Consider the following 19,970-nt stretch of genomic DNA (forward strand, 5'->3'; position numbering starts at 1 on the left):
GGAGCCGACCGTGAGCGCCTGTAGGGAGGCCAGCTCCTCGTCGTTCATGGTCCAGTTCCGGATCCACTCGGTCAGCTCGGGGTAGTCCTCCTGGAACCCCGCGCGCCCAATCGAGTGCAGGCCCTCGCTGCCGCCCATCGCGCCCTGCGGGTCCTCGAGGTCGCGCAGCTCGTACTGCGCATAGGCCGGGTGCGGACGCCACAGCGTCACCACGATGGGTTCCTCCGCGCTGACGGCGTCGTCCAGCTCGGTCATCATCGCCGAACCCGAGGAGGTCCGCAGCTCGAAGTCCTCCTCCAGCAGGTACCCGGGCATGGCCTGGTCCCGGGTGACCTGGGTCAGACCGGCGTCGGGTTCGATGCCGACGATGGTCCCGTCCAGGTCGTCGGCGTGCCCCGGGAGATCGTCGATCGACTGCACGCCCTCCATGTACTCGGGGACCGTGAGGGTGAGGGTCGCGTTGTCGTACCAGGAGCCCAGGCTCTCGATGCTGCCCCGGTGCGCCTCCATGTACTCGTGGTGGGTGACCGGAAGCCACATGTCCAGGTACAGGTCGAGCTCGCCGTCGGCCACCCCCTCGAAGGCCGGGGCGACGTCGACGTCGGTGACCTCGACGTTGTAGCCCTTCTCCTCGAGGATGACCTCCCACATGTGGGTGACCGCGATGGCTTCCTCCCAGGCGATCAGCGCGATACTGACGTCCTTGAGGTCCCCACCGCCGTCGCGGCCGTCCAACATGCCGTTCTCACCGGCGCAGGCGGACAGCAGGAGCACACCGCTCATACCAGCGGCGGCCAGTGCCGTCCCGCGCTTACGGCTGTCCATCATGTAATCGTTTTCCCTCACTGCGTGCCTCCACGGAGCCGACCCACGTGAGGGGGGCCACCAGAACCGGCTCCGGAACAACTTCGCCCAGACGAAGGCCGCCCCCACACGTGGTGGAGGCGGCCGTTCTCGTATGTCTACCCGATCAGACAGGGCGTTTTGTACACCCCGTGACCAGGGCCACACACTGGGGTTCCGAAAGTCGGGGTCCCGGAGACGCCGGGACCCCGGAACCGGGGTCCTAGAACTCGAGGCCCTCGGCGTCGTCGCCCAGGGTGCGCTCCAGGAACTCGGTGTTCTCGGAGAGCCACTCACGGGCGCCAGCCTCGGCGTCGGTGACGTCGTCGCCGACGGTCACCTCCTGGAGGGTGGCGAGCTCCTCGTCGCTCATGGTCCAGTCCTCGATCCACCCGGCGAGCTGCGGGAAGTCGTCGACGAAGCCGTCACGGCCAATCGAGTGGATGGTCTCGGCATCGCCCATGAGACCCTCGGGGTCCTCAAGGTCCTTCAGGTCGTGCTTGGCGTAGGCCGGGTGCGGACGCCACAGGGTGACGACGATGGGCTCCTCGTCCTCGATCGCGGAGTCCAGCTCGGCGAGCATCGCCGCGCTGGAGGAGGTGACCAACTCGAAGTCGTCGTCCAGCTCGTAGCCCGGCATCGCGGAGTTCTGGGTGGTGTCGGTCAGACCGGCGCCCGGGTCGATGCCCACGATGCGGCCGTCCAGCTCGTCCACGTGGTCGAGCAGGTCGGGGATGGAGTTGACGTCCTCCATGTACGTGGGGACCGTCAGGGTCAGGATCCCGTTGTCGTACCAGGAGCCCAGGTCCTCCAGCTGGTCCCCGTAGTCCTCCCAGTACTGCTCGTGGGTGTTGGGAAGCCACGTGTCCAGGAAGAGGTCCACGTCGCCGTTGGCGGCGCCCTGGTACATCGGGGCGACGTCGACGTCGGTGACCTCGACGTTGTAGCCCTTCTCCTCGAGGATGACCTCCCACATGTGGGTGACCGCGATGGCCTCGTCCCAGGCGATCAACGCGATGTTGACGTCCTGGAGGTCGTCCGCGGTGCCCGCGTCGCCGTTGCCGGCGTCGTCGGATCCTCCGGTGAGGTCCTCACCGTTGCCGCCACAGGCGGACAGCAGGAGCACACCGCTCATCCCGGCCGCGGCCAGGGTCATCATGCGCTTACGGCTCTTCATCTGGGTTCCTTCCATCAGGACTTCTACGTAAAAGACTGGGGATCAGGACGAGCTGCTGGCCCGGGCCTGAGGACTCTTGCGGGTGACGGCCGCGGTCAGGCGGTCCAGGAAGATCGCCAGGATGACCACGGCGATACCCGCCTCGAAGCCCAGCGCACCGTCGTTTCGGGTGATGCCCTGGTAGACCTGGCTGCCCAGACCGCCGGCACCGACCATGCCCGCGATGACGACCATGGACAGGCCCAACATGATCACCTGGTTGACGCCGGCCATGATCGTCGGCAGAGCGAGCGGGAGCTGGATACCGGTGAGGATCTTGTGCCTGGGGGCACCGAAGGCCTCGCCCGCCTCGACCAGCTCCTTGTCGATCTGCCGGATGCCGAGCTCGGTCAGGCGCACACCGGGCGGCATCGCGAACACGATGGTCGCGACCACACCGGGCACCGCACCGATGGAGAAGAAGAAGATCGCCGGGATCAGGTAGACGAACGCCGGCAGCGTCTGCATCAAGTCCAGGACCGGCTTGGTGATCTTGCTGACGAAGTCGTTGTAGGCGGCCAGGATGCCGATCGGGATCGCGATGACCACCGCGATGAGGCTGGCCACCAGGACCAGGCCCAGGGTGTCCATGGCGTTGGACCACTGGCCGACCGAGGCCACGACCATCAGCGCGATCAGCGCGAACACTCCGAGGCGCCATCCGGCCACCGAGAGCGCGAGCAGGCTCAGCAGCAGGATCATCAGCAGGGAGGTCGGGTTGGTGACCAGCATCGGCAGGACCAGCCAGCCGAGCAGGACCAGCACGAGCCAGCCTCCGGCCACGATCCCCGTGCGCACGCGGTTGGCCGGGTCCACCAGGCCCAGCGCCGTCGTCGCGATCAGGAAGACCAGCGAGACGACGAAGTAGGGCTCGACGTTCGTGTCGAAGAGGTTCATCGCCCAGATGAAGAGCCCCGGCACGCTGTTGATGACATTGGTCATCAGCTCGAACTGCGCCTGCGCGATGTACAGGAGCGAGGTCGCCACGACGATGGCGAGCAGCGGGATCCGGCGTGAGCGCACCAGCGGGACCGCGATGATCACGGCCGCGATGAAGGCGAGCTGACCGGCCGCGGGATCGACGAAGAACCCGGACAGCACGGCAACGGCCCAGCGGATGAAGTCGCCGGTCAGGTCGAAGAACAGACCGAAGTTGGCCTTGAGCCACGCGTTGAAGGCGTTGAAGCCCTCACCGATGGGAAGGGCGGGCGGGAAGTCGACGGGGGTCACTTGGCGATCTCCTCGTTCTCGTCCCGGGCGAGGGAGGCGAGCACCGACTCACGGGTGACCATGCCCAGGACCTCGCCCTCGGCCGACACCACTCGGAGGCGGTCGGCGGTGGAGACGCTGGTGTACAGGTCCGCGACCAGGGTGTCCGCGCTGACCTGGGGGGCGCCGGCGTCGACGGCCACACCGGCGGCGACGGCCTCGGCAGCGGTGAGCACACGGCTGCGGTCGACGTCCTCGACGAAGCGCTCGACATACTCGTTGGCCGGGGCGTTGAGGATCTCCGCGGCCTCGCCGATCTGGGCGACGCGGCCGTCGCGGAGCACGCAGATCCGGTCACCGAGGCGCATGGCCTCGTTGAGGTCGTGCGTGATGAAGATGATCGTCTTGCCCAGCGTCGCCTGGAGCTCCAGGAGCTGGGTCTGCATGTCGCGGCGGATCAGCGGGTCGAGCGCGCTGAAGGCCTCGTCCATGAGGATGATGTCGGTGTCGGCGGCCAGGGCGCGGGCCAGGCCCACGCGCTGCTGCATACCGCCGGAGAGCTGGTGCGGGAGCTTGTCCTCCCAGCCGTCGAGGCCCACGAGACCGAGGGTCTCCTTGGCCTTGGCGAAGCGTTCGGCGCGGGGCAGCCCGCGCAGCTCCAGGCCGTAGGCGGCGTTCTCCAGCACCGTGCGGTGCGGGAGGAGGGCGAAGTGCTGGAAGACCATGCTGATCTTCTCGGACCTGAGCTTCAGCAGGTTCTTGTGGCTGAGGGCGGTGATGTCCACGCCGTCGATCTCGACCGTTCCGGCAGTCGAGTCGAGCAGGCCGTTGAGCATGCGGATCAGGGTCGACTTCCCCGACCCGGACAGACCCATGACGACGAAGATCTCGCCCGGTTGGACCTCGAAGGACACGTCGATGACAGCAGCGGTCACATCGAGGTCGGCGATGGTGTCGCGGTGGCTGCCGTCGGCGAGCCGTTCGACGGCCGCCTTCGACTGCCTACCGAACACCTTGTACAGGTGGTCTGCGCGTACTACTGGCACGGTCTCCTCTACGGGGCTGTCCCTGACCGCGAGATGCGGCGGAGCCCCGAAAGACCCCGCGGTCGTCCCGCGTTTCCTTCAGGTAGCCGGTCCACGCAGAGCCCCCCGTGCGCGCCCTAAGCGGGCGAAACCGCTACCTGGTTCACGTCGGGGCGCCACCTTACCGAGATGTGTACGCACAGTTCAGACGGTATGTCACTACCAAATAACATGTTTAGCCGCCATAAAACCCGTCCGCCGACCTGTGGCACGGGATGCCGAGGCCACAGAGCACCCATATGTGATCTATACCACTGGACACTTTAGGGCGACAACGGTCACATTTACGTGACAGGCGCACCGAGCGACAGAACGTGTCAAAGCATGACCGTACCGTAAGGCCCCCTCGGGCCACCAGAGCGGCCCCTACCCCTCGCCGATCCGGGTCCGGGAGAAGTTCTGGTGCGACCGCGAGGGCGTCGGGCCGCGCTGACCCTGGTACCTAGAGCCGTAGGCGGCCGAACCGTAGGGGCGCTCCGCGGGCGAGGTGAGCCGGAACATGCACAGCTGCCCGATCTTCATGCCCGGGTAGAGCTTGATCGGCAGGGTCGCCACGTTCGACAGCTCCAGGGTGACGTGCCCGGAGAACCCGGGGTCGATGAACCCGGCCGTCGAGTGCGTGAGCAGACCCAGACGACCCAGGGAACTCTTGCCCTCCAACCGGCTCGCGATGTCGTCCGGCAGCGTCACCACCTCGTAGGTGGAGGCCAGCACGAACTCCCCGGGGTGCAGGATGAACGCCTCGTCCCCGTCCGTCTCGACCAGCCGGGTCAGATCCGGCTGTTCCACCGACGGGTCGATGTGGGGGTACTTGTGGTTCTCGAACACCCGGAAGAACCGGTCGAGGCGCACGTCGATACTGGACGGCTGGACCAGTGAGGGTTCGAAGGGATCGACCCGGACCCGCCCGGAGTCGATTTCTGACCTGATATCGCGATCGGAGAGCAGCACGCTCCGAACTTACCGCCTGCGGGAACACCCCGGATGCGGCTCGACCCCAGCACCCACCCACCACGCCGACTTGCCCTCGGGGCCCCGAGTTGGGCTAGGATAGCCAGCGTCGGCCAGCCCCCGGGCGCCGCAGCGCGGATGTAGTTCAATGGTAGAACTTCAGCTTCCCAAGCTGATAACGCGGGTTCGATTCCCGTCATCCGCTCCAAAGACACAAAAGGCCAGGTCGTTCGAGGTTTTTCGAACACCTGGCCGTTTGCTTTCCCAGGGGTCTGAACCGGTCGCCGTGCCACACACGTGCCACAGACGTCGGAGCGGGTGAGGGTCAGCGACGGGTGTCCTCGGAGGGCAGATCGTCGCCTTCCTGGTCCCGCTTGTTGTCCCTCAGTTCCTCGGCCGCCCTCTCCCCCAGCCGATCCGCGATCTCGCGTTCGCGTTCGTCCCGTGCGTGGAGGTAGATCATCGCCGCCCGCGTGCTGGAGTGGCCCATCCGCCGCATGAGTTCGCGCACGGACGCCCCGGCCTCAGCCGCGTAGGTGTTCCCGGTGTGCCGGAGGTCGTGAAGGTGGACATCTTCCAGGCCCACTGACGCACAGGCGTCCGCCCAGTACTTCGAGAAGTTGCCCCGCCGGAGCTGGTTACCGCGCACACCCACGAACACGAACCCGTTCGGCCCCGGGGCAGCGAACTCGTCCAGATGGCGCCGCAGGTCCGAAACGATCAGCTCCGGGAGTGAGACGGTCCGGTACCCCGCCTTGGGCTTGGGCTTGCCCTTGTACAGCCCGCCCACGTCCGAGACCGTCTCGCGCACCCGCACCGTCCGAGCTTCCACGTCCAGGTGCCGACGGCGCAGACCAGCCAGCTCGCCCCACCGCATACTGCCGAACGTCGCGAGCAGGACCAGGGACCGGTACCGCGGCTTGATGGAGTCCGCCAGTTCGAAGACTTCGGAGACCGACAGCACCGGGCGTTCCTCGGTGTCCTCCAGCCCAGCGCCGTCGATCTGGCAGGGGTTCTCGCGGATCAGCCGATCCTTGACGGCGGTGTTGAGCACGGCCCGCATGAGCCGGTACGCCTTGGGCACCTGGGCGCGGCCCGTCTTGCGCCGCAGTCGGGAGGAGCGCCACCGCCGGATGTCCGCCTCCTTGATCTCGCTCAGCAGCACGTTGCCGAACGTCGGCTCCAGGTGGAGGCGGAGCAGGTCCTCATAGGTGCGGCGGGTCTTACGGGTCAGGTCCCGGTGTTCGATCCACTCAGCCGCGTACTCACCGAAGGGCAGCGCCCCGGCCTTAGGGTCGAACCAGTCTCCCTGGGCGATCTCCGCCTCTTTGAGCGTCAGCCAGCGCTGTGCCACCTTCTTGGTCGCGAAGGTGGTCGGGGCCGGGCGCATCCGCCCGTCAGGGCTGCGGTAGCGGACCTGGAAGCGCCCCGAGGACAGGGAACGGATGTTGCCGAAGGCCCTCTTCCTCTCGCCAGCCATCAGGCAGCCCTCCCCCGGCGTAGGCGGACCGGTTCGACGGTCCCAGCGGTGATGAACTCGTCCAGCGCCGATTCCGGGATACGCACGTGACGGCCGACCTTGACGAAGGTGATGCGGCGTTCCTCGATCAGCCGCCGGGGGTAGCGGACGGAGGTGTTGAGGAGTTCGGCCGCCTGGTCGACGGTGAGCAGACGGCCGGTCGGACGGGTCTTCTTGGTGGCCATCAGGCAGCCCTTTCCGTTGCCGAATGTTCGGGGGTTCGTGCAGCATGGAGTTGGGTGCGGCGTTTGAGTGCTTCACCCACCGCGCGGAGGAGGCGTTGTTCTCGGGGAGCGACGTCAGGGTCGGTGGGGCGTGCGAGTTCCCAGGCGTAGTCTCCGGAGTTGACCGAGGTCAGCACCGGGGGACGCAGGAGTTCGTTGTCGCCCTGGTCCTCGTTGGCGGGGTCCACGCCGAGTGTGTCCAGGACCCAAGCGAGGCGGTCCGCCTTGTGATCGGCCAGAGTCTTGCCGGACCACTTCCGAGAGACCAGCACGCGACGGCCCGCGTAGCCCAGGTGTTCGCGACGGTGGGCTTTGGAGCGGCAGAAACCCGGACGCTGGCCCGCTTTGGCCTCTTGGGGTTGGATGCCGTACCGAAGCCAGTTCGAGCACCGAGGCGAGCACGGCTCGAATCGGAGGGTTTCCATGAGCCGGTCCACGTGCTGTTCCTGCCGAACCGTTTCGGCCGCGTGGCAGTCAGCGATGTCCTTAGTCAGGTACTTGGCCAGGTAGCGCACACACCGCGCGGCGTCCTCGGTCCCGGCCACGACCCCCTTGGCGTCCACCTGCTTTCCGAACCGCACCACGTGGAAGGGCTCCGGATCAGGGTCGGCATCGATCTCGTCCAGCGCCTCATCCCAGGTCGGGAGGACTTCCCCTGTGGTGGGGTCGAGGTAGGTGGCGTTGTCGGCATCCCACACCGGTAGGTGTTCGCCCTCGAAGGCCACCGTGTCAGCGTTGGGCCACCACACCTGGTGGTAGGTCGCGGCGGCGATCTGGCGCAGCTCGGAGCGGGGCAGGGTGCCGCGTGTGGCCATGTGCAGATGCGGGGCCAGACGCCGTTGTGGTTCGACGGAGGCGAAGTACTGCACGTCGAATCCGGCGACCCGGCGAAGGTTCTGCACGAACCGGTCCACGAGCTTGGAGAAGTGCAGGGTGTCCCGGGCGGCCCGCCGGTAGTCGTACGTCGAGAAGTCGACCGGGGTACCGTCCGAGCGCACCCGCCCATACGAATCCAGGGTCAGGGTCAGGAACAGCGAGGGCCGGAACACCTTCCCCGAGCCAGGGTCAGTGAAGGCCCGCCCGACCGTCTTCCTCGTCATCGGGCGCTTGGGCAGATCCGGAACGTCCTGACGCCTCTTGGTCGAGCGAACCCGACGCGGCCCCGAGTCCGAGGATGCCGAACGGGTAACCGAGCCCCGCAGGCCGGAGGCAGTGATCTCCTCGTCCAGATCCGCGATGGCAGCGTCCAGCGCCGAGAGCTGTTCTGCATCAGCCGCCCCGGTAGCGGCAAGGCGATCCCGTTCAGCGGTGACCACGGCGCGCTGTTCCACCCAGCCCTGTTGCTGTTCGGTGGGTGGGTCGGGTTCCACCACGGGTTCGGTGGCCAGGTGCCAGCCCTCTTCGCACTGCGAGCGCCGCAGGGACCGTTTCCGTTTGGCGCAGGCCGGACAGCGCGATTCGAGCGTGGCCCCACACGGAACGTCGATCACCTCAGTCCGCCCGGTGCCGATGTCGGTACGTCGAAGGGAGACCGGTCGGATGCACACGCCGTGGTCGGCGGCGACCTGTTCGGCCACTTCCCGAGCTAGGGGTTGCGCGAGGCGTTCGGCCCGGGTGGACTTACCGGTAGGAGTCGGCATCAGCGCCACCCCCGCTACCCCAGGAGCTCCGCACAGCATGAACAGCACGAAGCTTCCCGTCTGGATCCTGGCATTGTGTCTTGGCGCTTTTGCCGCTCTGCTGGTTCAGCTTCTGTCGCCCTATGAGCCGCCCCGGCCAGACCGGTTCTGGGCTGCACTCGTGTGCTCGGGGATCGCAGCTGTGGGCGCAACCGGCATTTTCGTCTACGAACGATGCATCGAGCCCCGTCGTCACAGGCCCTCCCCAGACGCGCGTTTCCGGGAGTCGAAACCGTAGAAGTCGGTCATGGCTGTGATGTCGTCATCGGAGACGAACGCGGCTCGCACCCGCACCGGGGAAGGCGAGGTTTCGAGGCGGACGTAGGCCACCCCGGGAAGGGTGGGGTCGATCAGGTGCGCCTCAGCACCGCGTTCCCTGGCCCCTTCTCCAAGGACCATGTCCACCTGCGATGCCTCATCGAGCCGTAGGGCGATCTTGTCGGGGAACAGGTTGCGAAGGTTCATCACCTCCTTGCGCGGGTCCTGCAACGCGGCCAGGACGCAGAACCCGACCGAGCGGCCCTGTGAGGTCAGGGTGGCGATCGCGTTCTCCGACCTTTTCCGCACCTCCCGGTCCGGGTGGTAAGCGGTCAGAAAGGCGACCTCGTCCAAGACCACGACCACGAACGGATCAGCCTTGGTCGGGGTATGCGAACGCTGCTTACCCGCATACCGCTCCGCCCTCTCCTGCATGTCGGCCACCGCGTGTTCGAGCAGGGCCACCGCGGATTCCCCGGTTTCCGCGTACCGGGCGAACAACTCCCGCCCGTAGGCCAGCTCCATGCGCTTGGGATCGATCCCCCACACCTGCGCGGTCCCCTGGGAGACGGCCGGGAGCATGGCGCGGATCGCTGACCACAGCACCGACCCCTTGCCTGCCCCGGTGACGCCGACGACCAGGACGTGAGTGCCGTGGAGACGCAGTTTCCACGGGGTCCCGTCCTCGCGCTTGCCGACCGGAAGCGCCGCCAGGTCCGGGCACTCGGGGGCGGGGAGTGCGTCGAGGGGTTCGGCGAGGGTGTCGTGTCGGGGGAACTCCAAGGTGATGTCCCGAGGCCCGTTCACGGTGACCCGGCAGGAGGGTGCGGCGAACCCGTGCGCCAACTCCACCACCCGATGCTCGAAGTCCGAGGGCGCGGTACCAGCTACCGGGGAGACGCGAACGTAGTCGGCTCGGTCGTTGCAGGTGACCCGTCGAATACGGGGCAGGTAGCGGCGTTCCTGGTAGGACTCGGCCAACCCGGAGATCACCAACACGGGTTGCCAGTGACGGCGGTACACGGTCAGGTGTCGCCACCAGGCCAACAGACGCCAACTCACGCAGTACCGGTAGGAGTGCGGCCAGGCCCGCCACCAGATGAGGGAGGCCACCGAGAGCCCGCCAGCGAGCGCAACCAGGCCCACCCATCCGAGGTACCACCAGCAGGCCACCACACTCGTGGTCGAGGCGACCATGACTGGAAAGCGGAACGGCAGCAGCACCAGCAGCCGCACCAGGCGGTAGATCCAAGAGCCCAGGACGACGATGTCGGGGGTCTCCACGATCGGGGTCGTCCACCGCACCCCCTGCGCCGGGGTCGGCAGAGTCGGAGAGGACTGAGTAGCCCCCACCTTGGGTTGGCGCATCATCACGCCTCACCGCCGTTCAGAACCTCGTTAGCGGCGATCTCGGCCCAGAGCAGGTCGGAGTCAGCACGAGCGCAGGCAGCGAACCGGGCAGCGTCGGGGTTGCCGTCCCGCTCAGCGATGGCGGCGAAGATCCGGGACTTGAAGTCGAAGAACTCCGCCCGCTCCGCCTTGGTGGTGCGCGGCTGGTCGTAGGCGTCCAGGAAGATCCGGACCAGCTCAGGGCCGGTCAGAGTGGACAGGTCAGTGGGGTAGTTGGACATACTGAGAGCACCTCTTCACGAAGCTTTCGCAGGGTTCGAGTGGGGGTTAAAGGGGCGGCCGAGGTGTTCCAGCACCAGGCCGCCCCGTCATGTGTCAGGTCAGGCAGCGTCCTTCACCGGGGCCTTGCGACCCGAGGAACCGGGAGCCTTCACACCCCGAGCCCGCAGGGAGTAGGCGATACGGGGGCGGCGACCGTTGTCGTCCACGTAGGGCATGACCGCCATCGCTTCGAACTCCACCGGGCGGAACGGCAGGCCGGGAACCTCGTCCGGCAGGGTGGGGCACACCTCGGCGGCGACCTTGACCTTCACCGACTTGGCCTTGCCCCGTGCTTCGGGGTCAGCGTCGATCACGTCCACCGCCCACAACGGGAGCCCGGTGTCCTTGTCCATCTGCGGACGCTTGGTCTCAAAGTCGGTGATCGCTTCCACCCCGAGCGCGAACGCACCGTGCGGGAAGACCGTGCCGAAGGAGACCGGCAACGCACCCTGAATAGCCATCTGATCAGCCTTTTCTCATCGTCAACGCAGGTCAGAAACCTTGGTCGGAGCCAGTTGCGACCCCACTGACCAAGAATCGATACATGTATAGCATGTATCGAAACTGGTGACCAGTGTTCACCCGGCGCCGTGGTCTGGAGTTGTCTTCCTGGCCCTGTGGGGCCGGGTTCTCGGTACGGTTCCACTGTGCCCCGCAGGGCCGGGACGGGATCACTACATGGCTGGACGTGTTCAGGACGTCTCGGTACTGTGAGCGCGTCCCCACCCGTCCAGGCGAACACGAGGTCCATGCCGAACGAGAGGCTGCGAGCCGCGCTGCTCCAGCGTGCTGCCACCCCAGCCGATCTCGCCCGTCACATCGGGGTGGACGCCAAAAGCGTGGAGCGCTGGATCACCCAGGGGCGCACCCCCTACCGCCGGCACCGGTTCGCGGCAGCGACCTTCCTGGGCGTGGAGGAGAACTACCTGTGGCCGGAGGCGTTGCCGCCCGAGCAGCACAAGGCCGCCTCCCAAAGCGAGATCGTCGAGATCTACCCGCACCGGTGGACCGTGCCCACGGACCTGTGGAAGCGCCTGTTCACCGAGGCGCAGCAGGAGATCTCGATCCTGGTGTTCAGCGGGTTCTTCCTGGCCGACGACCCGAGCATGATCAAGCTCCTGGCCGACAAGGCCAAGGCCGGAGTTCGGGTGCGGATCCTGCTGGGAGACCCCGACAGCGAGGCAGTCGCCCAACGCGGCCGTGACGAGGGCCTGGACGAGCTGTTCGCCGCCAAGATCAGGAACGTCATCGTGCTCTACCGGGGGTTGCGCCAGGTCGAGGGAGTGGAGTTCCGTCTCCACGGCACGACGCTGTACAACTCGATCTACCAGGCCGATGAGCAGATGATCGTCAACACCCACGTGTACGGGGCCATGGCATCCGAGGCCCCGGTGTTCCACCTGCGCAAGATCCCCGGTGGGGACATGGTGAGCACCTACCTGGAAAGCTACGAGAAGGTCTGGCAACTCGCCGCCCCACTCGACTGACCCAGGAGTGATCTCGATGTTCGAGCTGTTCACCGACGAGGCCAAGGATTTGATGGTCCTGTCTCGGGAAGAGGCTTGGTCCCTCAGGCACAAGAAAATCGGCACCGAGCACATGCTTCTCGGGCTTCTCCGTCAAGACTCGGGGGCTACGGCCGGTGTGTTGAAGACTGCCGGGATCGACTACAGCAAGGTCCTGGAACAGGTGATCGCCAGCTTCGGCCGTCGCAGATGGCGGTTCAGGAACTACCTGCCTTTCGCCCCAGATACCAAGCAGGCCCTTGAGAAGGCCTACCGCTCGACCCACGGCAACGGCCACCAGTTCTTGGGGACCGAGCACGTTCTTGTCGGTTTGGTGAGTGTGGAAGGAAGCGGGGCGGTGTCGGTGTTGAGCGCGCTGGGAGTGTCCCCGGACCATTTGGTGAGCCAGATCGAGCAGTCATTGAGCGGTTCTGGCAATGGTCCCCTGACTCAGGATGGGTGCCCGTCACATGGGTAAGCGCATCGACTACTACGACGACCCCCAGGCCCCGGCCGCCAACAGCCTCGTCCCCTCGGTGAACGTGTTCGTGGTCAACGAACGCGACGAGGTCCTGATGATCCGCCGCAGCGACAACGACAACTGGGCCGTGCCCGGAGGAGCGGTGGACCTGGGCGAGTCCGTACCCCAGGCCGCGGTACGCGAGACCCTGGAAGAGACCGGGATCCACTGCGAGATCACCGGGATCAACGGGATCTACAGCGACCCGAAGCACATCATCTTCTACACCAGCGACGGCGAGGCCCGCCAGGAGTTCTCGTTGGTGTTCACCGCACGCCCCCTGTCCGGGGAGCCCACTCCGAGCGATGAGTCCAAGGAAGTCGTGTGGGTACCCAAGGCCGAGCTTGCCGGGTACCGGATGGACCGCTCCATGCGTCTGCGTGTGGACCAGTTCCTCACCGAAGGCCCGGCCCACATCGGGTGAGGTCAGCCCACCTCTGCTAGGCGCTGTTGCACCGAGCGGACCGAGGCCGTCAGCAGCGGTGAGGAACGCGAGATGGACCGGTGCACCAGGTGCTCAGGCGGGTAACGCTCCAAAATCTCCGACAACCGGCGCTCCACCGGCAGATGTGTTCCGTCCGGGCCGGTGGTCATGTCCGAGTAGTTGAGCGCGTCCAAAAGGTCATCCGGAGGCGGAGCGAACTCTCCCTTGAGCACGTCCAACAGCCCGCGTTCCTCGGCCTCCACCACCGCGCAGGAGTGGTAGGCCACCAAGGACACGAGAAGTTCGTCCGCCTCCTGGACGTCGCGCAGATAGCGGGCCCCGTCGAGCGGGTGAAAGCCCGTGGTCGCCAGGTCGGGTGTGTACCCGATGTCGTGCAGCCAGGCGGAGGACTCCAGTAGGTTGGCCTGTTCCCCGAGCACTGCACGCAGGGACCGCGCCTGTTCGGCTACCCCCTGGGAATGCGCCCAGCGACGGGGAAGCGGTCCTTCGAGCAGCTCTCGCGCGAGATCCCGCGCCCAGTGAACATGTCCCACATGTACCAGGCTAGCGCCCGCCGGTTTCGTCTCCCTTGACGAACCGCCCCTTGCCGTGGACGGCGACCACGAGCCCGGTTCCCTCCAGCTCCGAGAGCGCCTGACGAGCGGTCCCGCGCGATACCCCGTACTGGCGCACCAACGCCGCCTCACTCGGGAGCGCGGCACCAGGGGCTAGTTCACCGCTGGTGATCTGCTCCCGAAGTGCGGCGGCGATGCGCCGGTACTGCGCAGGAGGAGGGCCGTCCCCCCCAGTGTTGTCCCGCTCCTGGGGAGTGCAGACCACACGGCCAGTGCCCGGCAGGGCCTTGATCAGCCGCTCCGACTCCAACTCAGCCAGAGCCCGGCGCACTGTGGTGCGAGAGACGTTGAACTCCTGCCCTAAGGCTGCTTCGGAAGGCAGAACTTCCCCGGCAGCAGGGGACCCGGCGGTGATGCGGGAGCGCAGGGCATCCGCGATCTGGTGATACGTCCCCCAGGGGGTCCGCGAGTTCAAGCAATCTCCTCAGGTGTGCATGCGAGCCGGGACTCAACAGGCCGCAGTCAGGACAGTCCAGGTCCGCGAAGGTCTGCACTCATCTGCTTCAGATCCTTTCAGACCCGAAGCCACCAGCACGGTCCTAGTGATCTGGTGAACGGAAACCGGTGCTGAAGCCCCGCTCTTTGAGTTGCCCTTCCAACTCTGGTGTTCGACCGATCCCGCTGGGCGGGTGCATGAGCTGATGGGCGAAGGTCTCCACGTCCTCCTCGATCAGAGTGGGCGCGTGCATGCACTCGGGGTCCCGGGCGGTCGCGACCCACAGACCGCCGTTACGGCGGATCGTCCACTCACGGGCGAAGTGCCGTTGCAGGAGCAGCAGGAGTGTCTTGGGGCGTTCATCGGTCATCACGCGGCCACAGCCTCCCGGACAGAGATCGACAACAGCAGCTCCAGGCCAAGCCAGGAACGGTCAGGGTGTACCCGATGGTGGCGCTTGCCCGCAGCCAGAACGTAGGGGCGCACCACTCGGGCCAGTGGTTCGACCGGGTTGGCCGGGGGAGGAGGGGTGAAGGGCAGAGGCGCAAAGGTCCTGCGCACTTCTACCCGGTGGGTTGTCGACTTGGGTGTCCGCAGGTGTGGGATCAGGTTTCGCATGGTCCCCCGCTTGGATCAGGTGAGGGCTCACGGCCAGGTCAATGAGGTGCCGGAGCCCTTGTACAAGCGGAAACGATGCTCTGAGTGAGCGGACATGTGTACCACGCATCGGACAACTTGAGGGACGTCTAGGGACGTCTTTGGTATCGTCGGGTCTCCCTACACCGGAGGGCAACGACGTGAACGCTGCACTGCGCAAGGCTCTAGCCGAAGCCCAACTCACCGAGACCGACGTCGCCGCACACCTGGGCGTAGACCCCAAGACCGTGCGCCGCTGGCTCTCCGGCCAACAGCCCTACCCCCGCCACCGCTGGGCACTGGCAGATCTCCTCCAGGCCAAGGAAAACGCCCTCTGGCCACAGAACAGCCAGGAACTCGAAGCACATGCCCCCACGTCCGAGCATGTCCAACGTGTCTACGCACACCGCTGGCAGGTGCCGCAGGAAGTGTGGTGGGACCTGTTCAACTCAGCAGAACAAGAGATCGGCATCCTGGTCTACAGCGGCCTGTTCCTCGCTGACGACCCGGGAATCCTGCAACTCCTCGAAGCCCGGGCACGCGAAGGCGTGAGCGTCCGCATCCTTCTCGGAGACCCGGAGTCAGAACCAGTGAAGCAGCGCGGGAGAGAAGAGCAGATTGGAGAGGTTCTGACTGCCAGGGCTAACAACGCACTACTGCTCTTCGGAACACTCCTGCACGTTGATGGCATTGAGATCCGAACGCATTCGACCATCCTGTACAACTCCGTCTACCTGACAGAGAAGAAGCTCCTCGTCAACCAGCACATTTACGGACTACCAGCCGCAAAAACACCCGTGATCGAGATCGACCGCAGCCTAAACTTGTCGTCCAGCATAGCCGAAACATATATAGGAAGCTTTGATTTCGTGTGGCAAAAGGCCAAAATTCACCAAAATGACAAGTAATCCGATCAACATTTCTGCACCATATTTTTCTAAATATCTTTCAGTGTACTGAAAATATGTTTAATTTGCGCCGCTTCGGACCCTCTAGCCAAACCATCGAACCCCGAACTGGAAAAAATACCCACTTTTTCCTCATTTGCGCGATCCACCATTTCCTGAGCGGCAGCCGAATTATAAGTGTCAATACCGTTCTGTCGAACATACTCGAGCATCTCGCCAAGACTATGATCATATTCGCCACTCTCAGCCTCCATGAATGCATTATCAATCAACTCCACTATGGACGCTTCTACATATTCCTCCACCTCCTGGGGAATTGGAGCGACTATCTGTTGTAGCATGCTCTCTGCATACGTTGCATTATCCCAGTCCCCCATTTCATCAGTGATGAATTTAGTGGCATCCAAAGTCACTTTCTCTACATAACTTTTCATGGCCCCACTCTTACTTTTAAAAACTGAATTAGTGAGTTCAACTAGGCTTTCAGGGTCGTCCCACCCCCCTATATATTCACCCGAATCCAACAGCGTGAAACTCAACTCCAGCATGGCTGGATCATCAAATATATTCGATAGCTTTATTCGCTCAGCCAAGATCATCGCAGTATAGCCTGATTCTCTTGACACATCCGGGTTAGAAAAATGATCCAACCGCTCCGTGAAAGAGGATTTCAAATCCTCGTCACTTTGAATTGATTCACTCTTCGAGGACTCTACTAAGGCACGCACACTAGCGTACTCACGCAGTGTGGAGGCTGATTTGACCAAATTTCTAAGGACCCGACATTCTTCCCTGACACGTCCTTCCATGTAATCACGAATTGAAGGGTTATGATAAGAAACCGTACTTTCCCTCCCTCGACTCTGGCTTATATCAACCATAGAGTTTTCAAGGACCTGAATCGATCTTCTGAAATCCCCAGACTGAGACGGTATTTCTAAAACTGAACGATACCTAAAGAAGGCATCTTTTAGAAGACTGAGCGGGCACGGCTGAATAATCAGCATTACCTCTAGAAGGTGCACACTTTCTTCATCTATCTGCTCTGTAACTATATGATCCCACAAGCGCATTGGGTTTTCTAGATTTTCGAGCACAAATTGCGCCGGAGTTACATTCGACTCAAGCGCAGTTTGGCCAAAAAGGTCAATTGCCGTGGTCACTAGTCGCGGATTAAACCCCCGGTGACCAATAATCCCTTGATAGTAATGTTTTTCTGCGAACTGCCTCTTTCCATCCGAATCAAGGCTAGAAAAGTAGACATGGTTATAAAGGATCTTAGCCCTAATGGATGGAGTGTAGTCATCTAGATTTACCAAACTCTTCCAAGGGTTGAAATCGAACCTGGCCACTGGCTCGTACCTGAGCTTTGCCTGTTCAAGAATATAGTCTCTCGTTGTTAGGACAAACTTCTTATTGTGCGCACGACTCACACGGCTCAAGGTTTTCAAGATTCGACTATCTTCGTTCTTTCCAAGCTTTTCATATATAGAAGTCTGCCCCAAAAAGTCGTCATAAAGATAGAGCTGAGGGGCCTCTTCATCCCACGCATCATAAACCTCATTAATATTTTCAGATATCTCTATTACCTCATATCCTTCCTGCATTGCCTGGATTGAAAGTATGTGAGAAAGAGTAGTTTTTCCTACACCTGGAAGGCCGGATATAATACACACATTTTTTTCTTGAAGCAGATCTTGAGCCCGCCGAAGGCTAGGGTTATCTACATAGGTCAAAGTTGCTTCTTCGATCTCCTCACGCAAAAAGCTTGACCTCAGAAAGATACCCTTGGAAATCAAACTTTGAAGCACAGAAGCACTACTGAGCCACAATCTGAGGTGGCGCCTCACAATGTCCTTCCTCTCCCCAAGGAAAGAAACTATCTCACTTAAACCAATTATGTCAGCAGGGTTTTTTATGTAAGGGTCGAATGCTTCCAATATTTTATCCTTGGAGTCTGGGGTCAAGGAACATGTAGTAATTAGAATATAACGGTCAGGGTTTAGAGATTTAACCTTCGGCAGCTCCTCTTTTTTAAGCTTACTAACCAGCGTTGAATTTGTACTCTTTAGCCAATGCTTACATTGGGCTATTATTTTATTTTCCTTATTGAGAAAATGCCGGAGATCCACTCCGCCATCGGGTCCAGGCGTAAATATCTCAAAGGGTATCGATAGGGACTCCTGGAGAATATCCTTACAAAGGACTTCAAAATCAAAATCAGTCAATCTTCCAAGGTCATAGTGATCCACCTTATGCCTACTTTCATGGTATTTCTTTGCTGAATTGGGCTGTATGGGATCAAGGCGACGGCGCGAGCGCCGTCGCGGTGGCCCCGGCCGCCGTTCGGGCTGCGGGCTGTCGCCCGGTCCCGAGCCCGCGGCCGCAGCCGTGCGCTACATGAATGCCCTCAAGCGAACCCGTACGGCAGCGTGCCAGAAGCACCCGAGGGAACCATGGTGACCCAGCCATACCCATTCCGAAAGTTGTTGAGTGCCAACGGTTGATGACGTGCTCAGCCCCGAGGCACCCGGTAGCGCGACACGGACTGTCTTGGGTGACCGGCCCTGGCGCTACCGAGCACCTCGGCCCGTAACCGTGGTTACTCAGTGCTGGGGTTGCTGGAGTCGTGACCCGCGCAAGCGCACACAGCTCAGGCCACAGGACCGGCCCTCGTCCCGTCTCAGGCGTGCCACACACGTGCCACACGAGGCAGGCAACCCCGGGGAACTACGGGGAATAACGGGGATCCGAACCGCATCGGTGCAGGTAGACAAGGCGCGAGGTCAGCCGCGAGAGGCATTCTCGGCTTCCCAAGCTGATAACGCGGGTTCGATTCCCGTCATCCGCTCCGAACAACGTTAGGCCAGGTAGATCGGTGAAAACCGAACACCTGGCCTAATTTGTTTCCAGAGGGTTATACGGGCCGCGTGCCCGTTACGTGCCCGATGCTCAGACCGGAGCACCCGCCGAGGGCGGATCGTCGCCTTCCTGGTCCCGCTTGTTTTCTCTCAGTTCCTCGGCCGCCCTCTACCCCAACCGGTCCGCGATCTCGCGTTCGCGTTCGCGTTCGTGGAGGTCTGTGAAGGCTCCAGCACGCTGATCCGCGACAACCAGAACCCCCGCCTGGACGTACTGGGTTTCCCTGCCCGAGTCTGGGCTGACTTCCTGTTCGGAATCAGGGAGAACTGACGCTGGGACCACCCGTCCCGAAGGACGAGCGGCCCCGGCTCCCCCGGCTTCTCTTCACCCGGTCTCGCGAAGAACGTTCACCACCCGTTCCAGGTGCTCACGGGGGAAGAGAAGATGCGCGCTGGGCGCCGTCTTGCCTCGTCCACCGATGAGCTCGGGCAGAAGCGGGCGTACGCACCACCAGGACTCGGTGAGTCCCCACTGGGACAGGGCCAGGCGGAGCTCGGGGTCGCGGCTGACTAAGCCCACCAGCCGCTCAGCGTCCTCCGTTTCCAGTTCCAACCAGGCCCGGTCCGCGCAGAAGTCGATCCACCGGCGGTCGCCCGCCGCGAGTCCGGGCGGTGAGGCGGCCAGCATGGCCCCGTAGTCCTGACAGCTCGACCGGGTGCGGATACCGAGCTCCCAAAGCCGGGTGATGAGCGGGACCAGGTCCTCGTCAATAGGAACCTGTGCCCCTTGAGGTGTGCGCAGCGGCCGCCAGGGGTGGAGCGTGGGCGGCGACGTCATCGCGGTCTCCGTTCGTGCGTGCGTTCCGTGTGACGGCCAGGGCCCAGGTCCGCACCGCGTCGATGTGGGCGCGCTGCAGGCCCCGGTAGGGGTCGGGTTGGATCAGCAGGGTGGGCACCCCGTTCAGGGCGCGTTGTCGGGCCCACTCGTGGTCGGGGTGGGCGAAGTCGTCATCGATCCACACCAGGGGCGCTCGGCCTGCCCAGGTGGCGACAGCGTCGCGTTTCCAGAGGTAGCCGTTGGGGTGGCGGGTGAGCTGCCTGGTGGGGCCGAGGTCGATGTGCGGGTAGGCGTCGAGGCCGAGCCAGGGGCCGATGGTGCGTGCGGCCGCGCTCTGCCAACTGGTAGCCCAGATCGGGCGGAGCAGGCCCGTGGAGTGGAGCTCGGTGATCCACGAACCGTGCTCCGGGTTCAGCCAGACCGGCACGTCGGTGCCGTTGAGGTCGACCCGTTGGGGCCGGTAGTCGGGTGGGAGTGAGCCTCCGGGCCCGGGGAAGGGGTTGAGCACCCCGTCGATGTCGATGAGCAGGTACGGGGGGTTGGCCGTCATCA

Annotated in this window: 21 protein-coding genes and 1 tRNA gene; 5 read left to right on the forward strand and 17 right to left on the reverse strand. The window is 63.7% G+C overall.

The window, feature by feature from the left end:
* From D457_RS0102700 to dcd, 5 genes are all read right to left on the reverse strand, one after another.
* Positions 1 to 825, reverse strand: an 825-nt coding sequence (locus D457_RS0102700; RefSeq protein ID WP_026116262.1) for a glycine betaine ABC transporter substrate-binding protein, incomplete at its 3' end; no start/stop codon positions are given.
* A gap of 241 nt (positions 826 to 1,066) precedes the next feature.
* Positions 1,067 to 2,020 (reverse strand): glycine betaine ABC transporter substrate-binding protein, encoded by a 954-nt coding sequence (locus D457_RS0102705; RefSeq protein ID WP_017579100.1) that lies wholly within the window; start codon positions 2,018 to 2,020, stop codon positions 1,067 to 1,069.
* Positions 2,021 to 2,062: 42 nt separating this feature from the next.
* Entirely contained in the window at positions 2,063 to 3,289 is a 1,227-nt protein-coding gene (locus D457_RS0102710) for an ABC transporter permease (protein ID WP_017579101.1), read from the reverse strand.
* Positions 3,286 to 4,314 carry a quaternary amine ABC transporter ATP-binding protein gene (locus D457_RS0102715; RefSeq protein ID WP_193374432.1) on the reverse strand — a complete coding sequence of 343 codons (1,029 nt, stop codon included), beginning with the start codon at positions 4,312 to 4,314 and terminating at the stop codon, positions 3,286 to 3,288. Before D457_RS0102715 ends, D457_RS0102710 begins: the two co-directional genes overlap by 4 nt.
* A gap of 405 nt (positions 4,315 to 4,719) precedes the next feature.
* Positions 4,720 to 5,304, reverse strand: coding sequence for a dCTP deaminase (dcd, locus tag D457_RS0102720; RefSeq protein WP_017579103.1), 585 nt, complete (start codon positions 5,302 to 5,304; stop codon positions 4,720 to 4,722).
* Positions 5,305 to 5,438: 134 nt separating this feature from the next.
* On the opposite strand from dcd, the gene D457_RS0102725 reads away from it, so the two are divergent.
* Positions 5,439 to 5,512 (forward strand) — tRNA-Gly (locus tag D457_RS0102725).
* A 117-nt stretch (positions 5,513 to 5,629) separates the two neighbouring features.
* Here the strand turns inward: D457_RS0102725 and D457_RS0102730 are convergent.
* The 6 genes from D457_RS0102730 to D457_RS0102755 all read right to left on the reverse strand — a co-directional run bounded on the left by D457_RS0102730 (position 5,630) and on the right by D457_RS0102755 (position 11,116).
* Positions 5,630 to 6,784, reverse strand: a complete 1,155-nt coding sequence (locus tag D457_RS0102730; protein WP_017579104.1) for a tyrosine-type recombinase/integrase — start codon at positions 6,782 to 6,784, stop codon at positions 5,630 to 5,632.
* Complete coding sequence (locus tag D457_RS0102735; RefSeq protein ID WP_017579105.1) at positions 6,784 to 7,008, reverse strand: helix-turn-helix domain-containing protein; 225 nt, start codon at positions 7,006 to 7,008, stop codon at positions 6,784 to 6,786. The genes D457_RS0102730 and D457_RS0102735 overlap by 1 nt, the downstream gene beginning before the upstream one ends.
* Positions 7,008 to 8,687, reverse strand: coding sequence for a replication initiator (locus D457_RS0102740; RefSeq protein ID WP_026116263.1), 1,680 nt, complete (start codon positions 8,685 to 8,687; stop codon positions 7,008 to 7,010). The genes D457_RS0102735 and D457_RS0102740 overlap by 1 nt, the downstream gene beginning before the upstream one ends.
* Before the next feature lie 231 nt (positions 8,688 to 8,918).
* Positions 8,919 to 10,355, reverse strand: a complete 1,437-nt coding sequence (locus D457_RS0102745; RefSeq protein WP_039830915.1) for an FtsK/SpoIIIE domain-containing protein — start codon at positions 10,353 to 10,355, stop codon at positions 8,919 to 8,921.
* Positions 10,355 to 10,615: a hypothetical protein gene (locus D457_RS0102750; RefSeq protein ID WP_017579108.1), complete on the reverse strand. Its 261-nt coding sequence runs from the start codon at positions 10,613 to 10,615 to the stop codon at positions 10,355 to 10,357. The genes D457_RS0102745 and D457_RS0102750 overlap by 1 nt, the downstream gene beginning before the upstream one ends.
* Before the next feature lie 99 nt (positions 10,616 to 10,714).
* The gene (locus D457_RS0102755) at positions 10,715 to 11,116 is read right to left on the reverse strand and encodes a hypothetical protein (RefSeq protein WP_026116265.1); all 402 of its coding nucleotides are present in this window, start codon (positions 11,114 to 11,116) and stop codon (positions 10,715 to 10,717) included.
* A gap of 288 nt (positions 11,117 to 11,404) precedes the next feature.
* Between D457_RS0102755 and D457_RS0102760 the strand changes: the two genes are divergently transcribed.
* From D457_RS0102760 to D457_RS0102770, 3 genes are read left to right on the forward strand one after another with little or no spacing between them, the layout of a single operon-like run.
* Entirely contained in the window at positions 11,405 to 12,142 is a 738-nt protein-coding gene (locus D457_RS0102760) for a DUF5919 domain-containing protein (RefSeq protein WP_017579110.1), read from the forward strand.
* Positions 12,143 to 12,158: 16 nt separating this feature from the next.
* On the forward strand, positions 12,159 to 12,638 hold the full coding sequence (locus D457_RS0102765) for a Clp protease N-terminal domain-containing protein (RefSeq protein ID WP_017579111.1): 480 nt from the start codon (positions 12,159 to 12,161) through the stop codon (positions 12,636 to 12,638).
* Positions 12,631 to 13,104 (forward strand): NUDIX hydrolase, encoded by a 474-nt coding sequence (locus D457_RS0102770; protein WP_017579112.1) that lies wholly within the window; start codon positions 12,631 to 12,633, stop codon positions 13,102 to 13,104. Before D457_RS0102765 ends, D457_RS0102770 begins: the two co-directional genes overlap by 8 nt.
* Before the next feature lie 2 nt (positions 13,105 to 13,106).
* Here the strand turns inward: D457_RS0102770 and D457_RS0102775 are convergent, their stop codons facing one another.
* From D457_RS0102775 to D457_RS31750, 3 genes are all read right to left on the reverse strand, one after another.
* On the reverse strand, positions 13,107 to 13,544 hold the full coding sequence (locus tag D457_RS0102775) for a hypothetical protein (protein WP_017579113.1): 438 nt from the start codon (positions 13,542 to 13,544) through the stop codon (positions 13,107 to 13,109).
* Positions 13,545 to 13,668: 124 nt separating this feature from the next.
* Positions 13,669 to 14,154 carry a GntR family transcriptional regulator gene (locus D457_RS0102780; protein ID WP_017579114.1) on the reverse strand — a complete coding sequence of 162 codons (486 nt, stop codon included), beginning with the start codon at positions 14,152 to 14,154 and terminating at the stop codon, positions 13,669 to 13,671.
* 124 nt (positions 14,155 to 14,278) lie between these two features.
* Complete coding sequence (locus D457_RS31750; RefSeq protein ID WP_017579115.1) at positions 14,279 to 14,545, reverse strand: hypothetical protein; 267 nt, start codon at positions 14,543 to 14,545, stop codon at positions 14,279 to 14,281.
* Positions 14,546 to 14,972: 427 nt separating this feature from the next.
* On the opposite strand from D457_RS31750, the gene D457_RS0102790 reads away from it, so the two are divergent.
* A complete protein-coding gene (locus D457_RS0102790) occupies positions 14,973 to 15,719 on the forward strand; it encodes a hypothetical protein (protein ID WP_026116266.1) in 747 nt (248 codons plus the stop codon).
* 29 nt (positions 15,720 to 15,748) lie between these two features.
* Here D457_RS0102790 and D457_RS34475 read toward each other — a convergent pair whose 3' ends face one another.
* From D457_RS34475 to D457_RS31755, 3 genes are all read right to left on the reverse strand, one after another.
* Entirely contained in the window at positions 15,749 to 17,971 is a 2,223-nt protein-coding gene (locus D457_RS34475) for an nSTAND3 domain-containing NTPase (RefSeq protein ID WP_160167383.1), read from the reverse strand.
* A gap of 994 nt (positions 17,972 to 18,965) precedes the next feature.
* Positions 18,966 to 19,418 (reverse strand): hypothetical protein, encoded by a 453-nt coding sequence (locus D457_RS0102800; RefSeq protein WP_152514125.1) that lies wholly within the window; start codon positions 19,416 to 19,418, stop codon positions 18,966 to 18,968.
* Positions 19,348 to 19,968: an HAD domain-containing protein gene (locus D457_RS31755; RefSeq protein WP_160167384.1), complete on the reverse strand. Its 621-nt coding sequence runs from the start codon at positions 19,966 to 19,968 to the stop codon at positions 19,348 to 19,350. The genes D457_RS0102800 and D457_RS31755 overlap by 71 nt, the downstream gene beginning before the upstream one ends.
* Positions 19,969 to 19,970: the final 2 nt, after the last annotated feature.

The sequence above is a fragment of the Nocardiopsis valliformis DSM 45023 genome, from assembly GCF_000340985.1.
Classification (GTDB): Bacteria; Actinomycetota; Actinomycetes; order Streptosporangiales; family Streptosporangiaceae; genus Nocardiopsis; species Nocardiopsis exhalans.

Coding starts and splice junctions, on each gene's coding strand:
- D457_RS0102740 (WP_026116263.1), bottom strand. CDS start 8,687: ATGCCGACTCCTACCGGTAAGTCCACCCGGGCCGAACGCCTCGCGCAA.
- D457_RS0102750 (WP_017579108.1), bottom strand. CDS start 10,615: ATGTCCAACTACCCCACTGACCTGTCCACTCTGACCGGCCCTGAGCTG.
- D457_RS31755 (WP_160167384.1), bottom strand. CDS start 19,968: ATGACGGCCAACCCCCCGTACCTGCTCATCGACATCGACGGGGTGCTC.
- D457_RS0102705 (WP_017579100.1), bottom strand. CDS start 2,020: ATGAAGAGCCGTAAGCGCATGATGACCCTGGCCGCGGCCGGGATGAGC.
- D457_RS0102755 (WP_026116265.1), bottom strand. CDS start 11,116: ATGGCTATTCAGGGTGCGTTGCCGGTCTCCTTCGGCACGGTCTTCCCG.
- D457_RS31750 (WP_017579115.1), bottom strand. CDS start 14,545: ATGACCGATGAACGCCCCAAGACACTCCTGCTGCTCCTGCAACGGCAC.
- D457_RS0102735 (WP_017579105.1), bottom strand. CDS start 7,008: ATGGCCACCAAGAAGACCCGTCCGACCGGCCGTCTGCTCACCGTCGAC.
- D457_RS0102765 (WP_017579111.1), top strand. CDS start 12,159: ATGTTCGAGCTGTTCACCGACGAGGCCAAGGATTTGATGGTCCTGTCT.
- D457_RS0102730 (WP_017579104.1), bottom strand. CDS start 6,784: ATGGCTGGCGAGAGGAAGAGGGCCTTCGGCAACATCCGTTCCCTGTCC.
- D457_RS0102745 (WP_039830915.1), bottom strand. CDS start 10,355: ATGATGCGCCAACCCAAGGTGGGGGCTACTCAGTCCTCTCCGACTCTG.
- D457_RS0102770 (WP_017579112.1), top strand. CDS start 12,631: ATGGGTAAGCGCATCGACTACTACGACGACCCCCAGGCCCCGGCCGCC.
- D457_RS0102800 (WP_152514125.1), bottom strand. CDS start 19,418: ATGACGTCGCCGCCCACGCTCCACCCCTGGCGGCCGCTGCGCACACCT.
- D457_RS0102760 (WP_017579110.1), top strand. CDS start 11,405: ATGCCGAACGAGAGGCTGCGAGCCGCGCTGCTCCAGCGTGCTGCCACC.